The organism is Flavobacterium fluviatile (assembly GCF_010645065.1).
Classification (GTDB): Bacteria; Bacteroidota; Bacteroidia; order Flavobacteriales; family Flavobacteriaceae; genus Flavobacterium; species Flavobacterium fluviatile.
The window spans coordinates 118,924-129,595 of record NZ_JAADZW010000013.1 but is presented as its reverse complement, the minus strand read 5'-3'; the positions used below and the strand labels follow the sequence as shown (position 1 = coordinate 129,595).

Here is a 10,672-nt window from a genome sequence, read left to right as displayed (position 1 = left end):
CGCAAGAAGTTTCCTCTCGGTCATACAAATATAAAAAAAATAGTAAAATAAATTAGGAACTAAAGATAGTACCTAGGACACTTGGTTTTATAAGATAATTTAATACAACTAAATCTCTTCAATTCCTAGTGCTTTAAAGAACTCAAAAGTTCCATCATAGATGTATTCTTTTCTTGTAATATCTTGATCATTTCCATATGGGACATAAATAACCATTCCTTGTCTAGCTCTGGTTAATAAAACTCGATATGAATTAATCAGATAATTTTCTACTTCAGGCTTTATAATATTTTTCCAACTTGTTCCAGTGAACTTTCTATAATTCCATTCATTATTATCATAAAACAAATCTCCATCCCAAGCAACACAAGCCCAATCTAATTCTAATCCTTGGATATCAAATTCTGTAGCAACTTCTTCTAAAAAACATGAAGATCGAATATCATCTTTATGATTTAGAAACCAAATTGGAGCCTTAATTTTAGCTTTTACATTTAAGCCAAATGGTCTTAAGCGTATTCCGCCAGATGATGCAATAATCCCAATTCGTTCAGAACCTTTAGCAGATTTTCTTAGCCATTTTCTTGCCTGATTTAAATCACGTGTTATTTTAATCGGATAATTTTCTTTAATATAAGCTTCATGAATTCCTATAGCATTCTCAATATTATTATAAATTATTTCCTGAATAAAATTTGATAGTTGCTCACTTCTGAAAGATCTTAAAGATACTGATAGATGCAATTCTTCTTTTCCTTCAGAATTAATATTTTCTAGAATTGCTAAAGTATTATTGTCTTTAATATAGTTTTTATCTTGAACGATTTTTGGAGAGTAAAAGACGTTCCAATCTTTAAATTTATTCTCAAATGGTCTTATCCATTCTTCTAATCCAGCTTCTCCAGTATTAATTTCCTGTCCTCCACCAATTAGACATATAATTGTGCACCAATCTTGATGTCGATTCATCACTTCAATAAGAAATTCTGGTTCAGATGTATTAAAACCAGATAAAGGGCTCTTCTTTTTCATAAAAGTGGTCGCCTTTTCTTTTGTCCAAGCCCTCTGAGCTTCATCAAAAATAGTCACTTTTTCAATGGGAGCTTTTTGATTATTTAATGAAGCATCTCTAAAATGATGAATATTTTGTATGAATGATTTAACTTCTGATAATGCATTCTTTTTAGTAATAATATCATTTTTTTCTTTGGCAGATTTTACTTTATCTCTAGCTAATGCCTCACGTAAAACATCAACTAATGGCCCGTTTCCAGAAAGAAATACAGCATGCTCCTCTTTCTCATAATCAGAACGAAGATTTGCAATATTCAATCCGGCTAAAGTTTTCCCAGCTCCAGGAACTCCTGTGATAAAACAAATTGACTTTTTCTTGTCTCTTTTTGAAGAATCGATAATATCATTAATACATCGAGAAGTTTTAGATAAATCATCTTCTCCTGCCTCGTATTTTGTAATATCCTCTACTCTATGATTATTGTATAATGCCGTTGCAGCTTCAATGATTGTTGGAGTTGGTTTATAGATCGAATTTTCCCATTCCTGACAATCAATTGTATCACAGCTTTTAAAGTATATTAACGAGTTCGCAATAACTTCGGATAAATTATTTTCATTAGCGAAAATAGTTTCACATAAATTACCTACAGAATTTTTATAAATATTTTCGACCTTTTTTCCTTTGTCAGCAACTAAAATTGGAATAATCATTTTATTATGACTTCCTTCATGAAAATTATTTAAATCTAAGCCATAATCAAAAGTCTGGTCTTTAGCATGTTTATCATACTTAATAGAACCTATTTTAAATTCAATAACAAAAATACAATTATCGATAATTAAAACATTATCAACTCTTTTCCCCATTCTTGGGATCGTAAACTCAAAATATATTTTCCCTGTAAAATCTGAGAGCTCTTTTTTTAAAATTTCTATCTGACTTATCCACGCATTAGTCTGTTGTTTCTGCAATTCATTTTGCTCATAATTAGTCACAATCTTACCGTAAATGCTATCATTATCTTCAACTAAGAAATTATTAATGAAAGCTGAATAATAAGCCCTATTCATCGAACAAGTCTGTTATTTTAACTTCTAAGGCATTCGCTAGTTTCTCAACAACTTCAATAGAAACATTTCTTTCACCTTTTTCTATCGTTGGTAAATAAGTTCGATCTATCTCTGCTAAATTGGCTAGCTTTTCTTGAGACAATCCTTTGAGTTTTCTAAGCTCTTTAATTTTAAGTCCGAATTTTTGTTTAATATCCATGTTAACAAAAATTGCAAAATGTAGACTATAAAACAACGGAGTATAGTCGGGTTTTTATTATATTTGAAATAAAAATCTTATGTTAAGTTTAGACGAAAAAATTCAATATTTAGAAAATTATTTGACTATGCCTAATAAAAATTATGCGGATACTTTTAAAGAAGATATCGCTATGTTTTTTGATGACTTTACAAATAAAAATGAGCTGTTGTTTTTTCTTAATAAGCTTAATTCTTTTGAAGGAATTGAAAATTGGGCTGATAACTTATGTTCAAGAATTGTTTTAAAGTTTGACTATGAAGCAGAACACATAAATGATTTTATATATGATTATATAAAATTCGGTTAATTGAAAAGATTTAAAATATGATAGAATATTCAATATTAGAAATACCTACGATACTTAACCCGCCTATTAGACTTCGAGATATTATTTACAATTGTCCAGTTTGTGATTGTGAAAGTGAAATTGATATGCTTGTAGATGATGATAGTATTATAAAATGCGATGTATGCGATCACATAACTAAATTTAAAATTAAAAAAATATAAATCTGGATTTCTGCATCCTCGAAATTCAAAATGCAATCAGCGAAAGACAAAATATTTAGCTCGCTTATTGTTGTGGCCTTTCTAGTGTGATTTCTCATTCGTCGAAATGACAAAAATGAGCAAAAATTTTCACAATCTTTCCTTAACTCACTTGCCATTTCATCTAAAAAAAGATAGATTTGAGAAACAATCATTAAATACAAACCGTTATGAAAATTCAAATCAATACAGATAAAAACATTGAAGGACACGCAAGATTAGAAAACTATTTTTCTGAAGAATTAGAAAAAGGCTTAGCACGTTTTGAGGATAAAATTACCCGCATCGAAGTACATTTTGGAGATGAAAATGCAGAGAAATTCAGCTTGCATGATAAAAAATGCGTGCTTGAAGTCCGTATTGCCAACTTACAGCCGCTTACAGTTACAGAACACGCTGATACACTTGAAAAAGCTTTTAGCGGTGCTTTGGCAAAAGCCAAAAAATCACTGACCACTACTTTCGAAAAAATGAAAGAACATTAATTTTTTTGAAGGTTCGAAGTCACAAAGGGACAAAGGCTCTAAGGTTTTCTTAGCATCTTTGTCCCTTTGTTGTTTTGCAACTTTGTACCTTACTCCTATGATTTCGGCAATGGTGCTCCTACGGCGATATCACAACGGTGTCCCGGCTGTCCGTGTACCGGGTTTGTTCCTTCGGCAGTGGTTACGGGTTTTGAATTTGCAGTTTCGGTACTTAATAAAGCAGGAACCGCATTGTTTGCAGGCGGTGTAACTGTAAATGATTTTTCGACTGTTCCGCTTTGTGTTGCAGCAGCCGTTGTCGTAGCTGGTTTTGCAACAGGCGCATTTAAAGGTGATCCAACCGGAATATCACATCTATGCCCCGGCTGACCATGCGACGGATTCATGCCTTTCCCTACTTTTACAGGAGCAGCAGTTACCGTTTTTGTTGTCACCATATTAGGCTGACCCGGATTTACCTGAACCGTTTGCGGTGTCTGGGCTGTAGCCTGTCCTTGTTGTGCTGTTGTCGAATTCAGAGGTGCTCCAACCGCAATATCACAACGATGTCCCGGCTGTCCGTGAGCGGGATTCAGTCCTTTTGATTCTCCTAAAACGGTATTTGGGTTCATGGCCGGAGCTTGCGTTACCGGAGCAGCTGTTTTAGAAGTGTCTTTTGCAAGTCCAAGTCTGATCAGTTCAGATGTAGAAGTGTTCTCCTGAGGTTCTAACTCTTTTTTGCAGGAAATAAAAACTAAAGAGGCAATGATTATTGAACTTATGTAGATTTTTGAATTCATGATTGAGGTATTTAAAAGCACTCAAATATAAATTTTTTCCACCATATAAGTGATATAAGATAATTTAAGTTTTTTTCTTAGGCATACTTTGTGTTTTTAGTCTCGCTAATTTGCTAAGACGTAATTTTTTTATTTAAATTTTCTTTACAGCTCTGCGCCCTTTTCTAGAAACAACAATAAGCTTGTATCATTTTTCGCTCGCAGATTTTGCAGATCACGCAGATTTTTTAGCTATCTAAATTTTGTCTGCTGAATCTGCTAAATCTGCGAGAAACTTCCTTTCATTAAAAATAATATACGATAATTTAAGTTTTTTTTCTTAGGCATACTTTGTGTTTTTAGTCTCGCTAAGTTACTAAGAAGCAAAGTTTTATTTTAATTGTCTTTGCGACTCAGCGTCTTTGCGAGAAACAACAATAAGCTTGTATCATTTACGCTCGCAGATTTTGCAGATCATGCAGATTTTTTAGCTATCTAAATTTTATCTGCTGAATCTGCAAAATCTGCGAGAAACTTTCTCTCATTAAAAATCATTCTTTATATTTAAACTTCAAATATCTTTATACATGAAAAAATCAATTCTGTTCCTTTTACTAATGGCTTCTTTTGCAAACGCCCAAAATTCCGAAAAAGACAAAATCAACAAGACACTAGATGCCTGGCACAAAGCAGCTGCCGATGTAAATTTTGACGCTTATTTTAATGTGATGACCGAAGATGCGGTTTACATTGGAACCGATGCTACCGAAAACTGGGTAAAACCTGACTTTAAAGCCTGGGCAAAACCGTATTTCGATAAAGGCACAACGTGGAATTTTACCGCTTTGGAACGTCATATCTTTTTTGACAAATCCGGAAAAATGGCGTGGTTCGACGAATTGCTGAATACACAGATGAAAATCTGCCGTGGTTCGGGCGTTTTGGTAAAAATGGGAAAAGAATGGAAAATTCAGCACTACGTTTTATCCATGACTATTCCGAATGATGAAGTGGATGCCGTTGTAAAAGTAAAAACACCAATCGAAGATAAATTAATTTCAAAACTTCAGAAAAAATAAGCAAACTCTTTCAATATTATGGCAATCCTAATCATTAAAACACTTCAAATGATAAAATTTTAATGATTTTCTAATGTGGTTACTGATAAAATCTTAATTTTAAGAGCTTAAAATAAGATACTATCAACAAAACATGCTTATTTTTATAAAATATATTAAAATAAAAATATCTACTCCTATTTTTAGAGCCCTTAAAATCAAAATATTCAAAAATTTTTAACTTTGCCCCCAAAAAAAATAGGGCTCAATAAAGTATTTGAAAGATGAAAATAGAAAAACGCTGGATCATTTCCTTTATTATTATTAGTATTGTTTGTATTATAGGCGCATTCTGGCCAACAGTTACTGAAAATAATTATGTATTATCCAAATTTGGAACCACAGATCAGATTGTTCCTGCAGACGTAGCCTGGATGCTGACTTCATCCTGTCTTGTCTTAATTATGACACCGGGACTATCTTTCTTTTACGGGGGAATGGTAGGCAAGAAAAACGTTATTTCGACCATGCTTCAGAGTTTTATTTGTCTGGGTGTTGTGACACTTTTATGGGTTGTAGTAGCTTTTAGCCTGGCGTTTGGAGAACCTGTTGGTTTTGGTTCAGGAGATCATTTTTACAGTTTCTTTGGTGACCCTACCACTTTTGCTTTTATGGATTATGTAGGCGTTTTACCTCACAAACAATTGGCAAGTACGATTCCTTTTATGCTTTTTGCTTTGTTTCAGATGAAATTTGCAATTATTTGTCCCGCTATCATTACAGGATCATTTGCGGAGCGTGTACGTTTTATATCCTATCTAATTTTCATTAGTTTATTTACCATTTTTATATATGCTCCTTTATGTCACGCCGTTTGGTATCCAACTGGTGTTTTAGGAAGCTATTTTGGTGTAAAAGATTTTGCCGGAGGAACCGTAGTACACATGAGCTCAGGATTTGCCGCTTTGGCCGGAGTTATCGTTTTAGGAAAAAGAAAAAACAGTCAGCATATTCCAACCAATATTCCGTTTGTATTATTAGGAACCGGAATGTTATGGTTTGGCTGGTTCGGATTCAACGCTGGTTCTGCGCTTGCAGCAAACGGAACAGCTGCAATGGCTTTCGCTACCACCACAACTTCATCGGCTGCAGCTATGCTAACGTGGATTTTCTTTGACAGAATGAACGGAAGAAAAGTTTCTGCTCTTGGAGCATGCATCGGAGCCGTTGTTGGTTTAGTAGCCATTACCCCTGCCGCAGGTTTCGTATCCGTTCCTGAAAGCATGTTCTTTGGTTTCATAACAGCATTGGTTTCAAACACAGCTGTAAACTGCAGTTTTTCTAAGAAATTTGACGATACGCTTGACGTTTTCGCTTGTCACGGTGTAGGCGGAATCATGGGAATGATCCTCACGGCTATTTTCGCTCATGGCGAAGATGCGAGTTTACTGCACGGCGGATGGAGCGTTTTTGGACATCACATGATGGCATTGGTTCTGGTTTCCATTTTTACCTTCTTTGGAGCTTATTTCTTATTCAAAGTAACCAATTTCATTATTCCTTTACGAGTTTCAGAAGAGTCAGAACACATCGGACTGGATTTGTCTCAGCACGATGAAACTTTAGATCCTAATACCGGCGCTATTACGGAGCCGCATTACGGAAATTAAATAAAAACGAATATAAAATCAGATTGCACAGATTCTAAAGATTGAAAAATCTTCGGATTCTGTGCAATTTTTATTTACAAACAAGTTTAGTTTTCGTTTGAGTAATAATATTATTGTTTTTAAACCCATTCGTCCGATTCATTCGTTTATATTCCTTAATTTTGCGGAAAATTTTTGTAAAAGTGGGAAGTAAAAACAAACTAAAAAGATTCAGGGAAAACGAAACATTTGAAAACGTTTTTCAGCCAACCAGAGAAGAAGTTGTGGGCGATTTAATGCCTTTGAAAGGAAAATGGAATTCGGATTTCTTTAAAAATAACAATCCATTAGTTTTAGAATTAGGATGCGGAAAAGGGGAATATTCTGTTGGACTGGCAGAAAAATACCCGGACAAAAATTTTATTGGGATTGATATTAAAGGCGCCCGTTTTTGGAGAGGTGCCAAAACAGCTGTTGAAAACGGTCTTCATAATGTGGCCTTTGTACGTACTCAGATCGAATTAATCAATCATATTTTTGCTGAAGGCGAAGTTGACGAAATCTGGATTACTTTTCCGGATCCGCAAATCAAATACAAAAGAACCAAACACAGAATGACGAACTCTGAGTTCCTGAAACTGTACAAAAAAATACTCAAAAAAGACGGCGTCGTAAACCTGAAAACCGACAGCGAATTTATGCATGGTTATACTTTGGGATTATTGCATGGCGAAGGACACGAAGTTTTATATGCCAACCATAATGTTTACAAAAACGAAGGAAGTCCGGAAGTCGTAACATCAATCCAGACTTTTTACGAAAAACAATATTTAGAAATTGACAAGGCAATTACGTATATTCGTTTTAAAATTAAAGATTAATTTTATTTTTAAAATGAAACTCTAACCTGTCAAACCATCCTAATGGCCTTATTTACTCCTTTATTTTCGGGCTTTATTGCAGCCGCTATCGGAACAATTCCTCCCGGTCTGCTCAATATGTCTGCCGCTCAGATAAACTCGAAAGAAGGAAAAAAGAATGCCTTATGGTTTGTGATTGGTGCAATTGTAGTTATTTTTTTTCAGGTTTCGGTAGCGGTATTATTTGCGCGTGTAATTGACAATCGACCGGATATTGTAACATTGCTGCGCGAAATTGGTTTTGTAGCTTTTTCTATTTTAACCATTTACTTTTTATTTATTGCTAAAAAACCGACCGGCAAAAAAAAATCAAAAATTAAAAAAAGCAGTAAAAAAAGCCGTTTTTTCCTTGGAATGCTGCTTTCGGGACTGAATTTATTTCCCATACCTTATTATGTTGTCGTTAGTATTACACTGGCTTCTTATCAGCTATTTGTATTCGAAAACAGTGTTATTTTTACTTTTGTTTTAGGTACAGTTTTAGGTTCATTTGCCATATTATACTGCTACATCGCTTTCTTTGGAAAAATAGAACAAAAGACCAATTACTTAATGCGGAATATGAATAAAATCATTGGAAGCATTACAGGTTTAGTCGCTCTTGTTACGCTTTTTAATATTCTGAATTATTATTTTGGGTAAAAAATAAGCCACAGATTAAAAAATGAAGCTGGTTTCTTTGGCAATAGGGCAAAAAAGGTGTTTGAATCGTTAATAAAACCAAATTTTATTCTTTAATCTGTGGCAAACAACCAAACTATGGCTGAGGAAAATTTTTTCGAAAAAGTATATGCAATCGCCAGACAGATTCCGTACGGGAAAGTAACTTCTTATGGCGCAATCGCAAAAGCATTAGGTACGGCACGTTCTGCTCGAATGGTCGGCTGGGCAATGAACGCCTGCCACAATATGGACGATGTTCCTGCACACAGGGTGGTTAACAGAAAAGGGCTTTTGACAGGAAAACACCATTTTGACGGAACCAATTTAATGCAGCAGCTTTTAGAAAATGAAGGCATTAAAGTGGTCAACAATCAGATTGTTGATTTTGACAAACATTTCTGGCAGCCTGAAATTGGATTATAAACCATCCGTAGTATCTGACCCGGTTTCTTTATCTTTTTGATACACATCCGGATAGAAATAAATTTCACCAGTTTCTTCATTTACCCATGTAGTAAAATAGCCAATGTATATCGGAATTTTGTTTTTCAGGATACACGTAGTTTCTTTTTCTCCATTCATCGCATTATCAATCATTTCATCTGTCCAGTCCGGATCGTCTTTCAAAATTACATGAGCCAGTTTTTTGGCCTCTTTTATATTAATACAACCGTGGCTGAATGTACGCTGTTCAAACATAAACAAACTTTTTGCCGGCGTATCGTGCATATAAATATCAAACGGATTTGGAAATAAAAACTTCACGAGTCCCAGAGAGTTTTTAGGTCCTGGTTTCTGCCTTACATTGCCTCCATTCCATTCCATATTATGCTCCTCCAGATAATTTTTATTTCTGGCCATATTGAGTTTTAATTCATTTTCTATGATGCTCTGAGGCACATTCCAGTAGGGACTGAATACCACTTTATCCATCGTACTGCTGAAAATTTCGGTTTCTGACCAGGTAGTTCCCACAAAAACATCAGACATGAATTCATTATGTCCATTTTTAACATACAACAATCGGTAAGCCGGAATATTAACCATGATGTAATCCCTTGCCTCTATCAAATTTTCAGGAATCAGCAGGCAACGTTCCATATTCAGTTTTATGGTTCTGATTCTTTCTGATACAGGCTCATTCATTTGCTTGATATGTTCGAATGTCAGTTTATAATTTAGTTTAAGGCCGTATCTTTTTTTATAATTTAAAACACCCGCCATCATCTCTTCATCGTACAAATCACTTTTCGAATCTTTTTTCAAATCTCCATCTATATATAACCTTTCACGTATTTGTTTCACGACTCTACCACTATCAAAAGGCTTTAATTCCTTATAGGTTGCACTGTCAATATCAATTTTTTTCCACAAATTTTTTCTGTCGATTTTTTGATATTTTTCTAAAGCTGCTTCAAGGCGGTCATACTGTCTTGATAAAATATAGACTTCTCTTGATGATTTAGATTCACTGGTAATTGAATCTGAATTATTCTGAACTGCCGGATCTTCTTTTAAATATAAATTGTCCATTGGGTTTATGTCTTTATTCTTAAAACCAAATGAAGTAAATACAAAACCTGTAATTATAATAAGGAGGATTTTATGTAAATGTCTCATGATGTTATTCTTTTAAATGTTATTTGGAAATGCTTAATTTAAAAAAATAGCAAAACTGAATTAGAAGTACCTTCAAAATGAGTTTTTCACTATTATTTTAAATATTGAAAATCAGAAATTTAGGGTAATTCAAATTTACAACGCAACCCAGCAAAATGCTTTATAGAATCTTATATACATCTATTAAAATTCACACAAGTCTCATAAACAGGCAAAATTGAAGTATTTCAGAATTTTATTACAGCTTAAATAAGGCAGATTATAAAGCTGGTTTTATCATTTTCAGTGTGGGAAGTTCAGGTAGTGTCTCGACTATCCTGTTTAATTTTGCCGGATTCATTATTGGCATTAACTTTGATAATAATGTTGACCAAAGCGTATCAGGTTACCAAAATTGATATACTTAAATTTAAAGTACGAATAACTTGTAGACCATTTTTTTTAAAGACCCGGCTGATCCATAAATCCGTCGGGTTTATTTTTTCTTTTTATAATCAGTTTAAATTGAAATGAACAGAGTTGTCAATTTTATAATCTTCTGTTTGCCAAAACATCACATGTATCATTTTGAATAATTGTAATATCAACAAATACAATTCAAAACAGTTAAAATCCGAACTTAATGCGTTATCTTTGCAAAC

At 33.9% G+C, this 10,672-nt stretch carries 11 protein-coding genes; 7 read left to right on the top strand and 4 right to left on the bottom strand.

The genetic code is table 11. The features are described 5' to 3' along the window. Positions 1 to 108: 108 nt before the first annotated feature. Positions 109 to 2,088 carry a DUF2075 domain-containing protein gene (locus GXM17_RS13945; protein ID WP_163399933.1) on the bottom strand — a complete coding sequence of 660 codons (1,980 nt, stop codon included), beginning with the start codon at positions 2,086 to 2,088 and terminating at the stop codon, positions 109 to 111. Beyond that, positions 2,081 to 2,287, bottom strand: coding sequence for a helix-turn-helix domain-containing protein (locus tag GXM17_RS13940; protein WP_163399932.1), 207 nt, complete (start codon positions 2,285 to 2,287; stop codon positions 2,081 to 2,083). The genes GXM17_RS13945 and GXM17_RS13940 overlap by 8 nt, the downstream gene beginning before the upstream one ends. Positions 2,288 to 2,366: 79 nt before the next feature. On the opposite strand from GXM17_RS13940, the gene GXM17_RS13935 reads away from it, so the two are divergent. After that, positions 2,367 to 2,636, top strand: coding sequence for a hypothetical protein (locus tag GXM17_RS13935; RefSeq protein WP_163399931.1), 270 nt, complete (start codon positions 2,367 to 2,369; stop codon positions 2,634 to 2,636). A gap of 412 nt (positions 2,637 to 3,048) precedes the next feature. Next, complete coding sequence (locus GXM17_RS13930; protein WP_163399930.1) at positions 3,049 to 3,363, top strand: HPF/RaiA family ribosome-associated protein; 315 nt, start codon at positions 3,049 to 3,051, stop codon at positions 3,361 to 3,363. A gap of 95 nt (positions 3,364 to 3,458) precedes the next feature. Here GXM17_RS13930 and GXM17_RS13925 read toward each other — a convergent pair whose 3' ends face one another. Continuing rightward, positions 3,459 to 4,142, bottom strand: coding sequence for a hypothetical protein (locus tag GXM17_RS13925; protein ID WP_163399929.1), 684 nt, complete (start codon positions 4,140 to 4,142; stop codon positions 3,459 to 3,461). A gap of 566 nt (positions 4,143 to 4,708) precedes the next feature. Between GXM17_RS13925 and GXM17_RS13920 the strand changes: the two genes are divergently transcribed. The 5 genes from GXM17_RS13920 (at position 4,709) to GXM17_RS13900 (ending at position 8,834) form a co-directional block, all read left to right on the top strand. After that, positions 4,709 to 5,200: a nuclear transport factor 2 family protein gene (locus tag GXM17_RS13920; RefSeq protein ID WP_163399928.1), complete on the top strand. Its 492-nt coding sequence runs from the start codon at positions 4,709 to 4,711 to the stop codon at positions 5,198 to 5,200. 263 nt (positions 5,201 to 5,463) lie between these two features. Continuing rightward, a complete protein-coding gene (locus GXM17_RS13915; protein WP_163399927.1) occupies positions 5,464 to 6,849 on the top strand; it encodes an ammonium transporter in 1,386 nt (461 codons plus the stop codon). A gap of 182 nt (positions 6,850 to 7,031) precedes the next feature. Further along, positions 7,032 to 7,709 carry a tRNA (guanosine(46)-N7)-methyltransferase TrmB gene (trmB, locus tag GXM17_RS13910; RefSeq protein WP_163399926.1) on the top strand — a complete coding sequence of 226 codons (678 nt, stop codon included), beginning with the start codon at positions 7,032 to 7,034 and terminating at the stop codon, positions 7,707 to 7,709. Positions 7,710 to 7,751: 42 nt separating this feature from the next. Further along, positions 7,752 to 8,390, top strand: a complete 639-nt coding sequence (locus GXM17_RS13905) for a LysE family transporter (protein ID WP_163399925.1) — start codon at positions 7,752 to 7,754, stop codon at positions 8,388 to 8,390. A gap of 117 nt (positions 8,391 to 8,507) precedes the next feature. Then, a complete protein-coding gene (locus GXM17_RS13900; protein ID WP_163399924.1) occupies positions 8,508 to 8,834 on the top strand; it encodes an MGMT family protein in 327 nt (108 codons plus the stop codon). On the opposite strand, the gene GXM17_RS13895 is transcribed toward GXM17_RS13900, so the two are convergent. After that, a complete protein-coding gene (locus GXM17_RS13895; protein ID WP_163399923.1) occupies positions 8,829 to 10,031 on the bottom strand; it encodes a L,D-transpeptidase family protein in 1,203 nt (400 codons plus the stop codon). The genes GXM17_RS13900 and GXM17_RS13895 overlap by 6 nt on opposite strands. Between the last annotated feature and the right edge of the window lie 641 nt (positions 10,032 to 10,672).

Bases quoted from the DNA above. Each gene is read 5' to 3' on its own strand.
- GXM17_RS13895 (WP_163399923.1), bottom strand. From the start codon at position 10,031: ATGAGACATTTACATAAAATCCTCCTTATTATAATTACAGGTTTTGTA.
- GXM17_RS13940 (WP_163399932.1), bottom strand. From the start codon at position 2,287: ATGGATATTAAACAAAAATTCGGACTTAAAATTAAAGAGCTTAGAAAA.
- GXM17_RS13930 (WP_163399930.1), top strand. From the start codon at position 3,049: ATGAAAATTCAAATCAATACAGATAAAAACATTGAAGGACACGCAAGA.
- GXM17_RS13915 (WP_163399927.1), top strand. From the start codon at position 5,464: ATGAAAATAGAAAAACGCTGGATCATTTCCTTTATTATTATTAGTATT.
- GXM17_RS13900 (WP_163399924.1), top strand. From the start codon at position 8,508: ATGGCTGAGGAAAATTTTTTCGAAAAAGTATATGCAATCGCCAGACAG.
- GXM17_RS13935 (WP_163399931.1), top strand. From the start codon at position 2,367: ATGTTAAGTTTAGACGAAAAAATTCAATATTTAGAAAATTATTTGACT.
- GXM17_RS13905 (WP_163399925.1), top strand. From the start codon at position 7,752: ATGGCCTTATTTACTCCTTTATTTTCGGGCTTTATTGCAGCCGCTATC.
- GXM17_RS13945 (WP_163399933.1), bottom strand. From the start codon at position 2,088: ATGAATAGGGCTTATTATTCAGCTTTCATTAATAATTTCTTAGTTGAA.
- GXM17_RS13925 (WP_163399929.1), bottom strand. From the start codon at position 4,142: ATGAATTCAAAAATCTACATAAGTTCAATAATCATTGCCTCTTTAGTT.
- GXM17_RS13920 (WP_163399928.1), top strand. From the start codon at position 4,709: ATGAAAAAATCAATTCTGTTCCTTTTACTAATGGCTTCTTTTGCAAAC.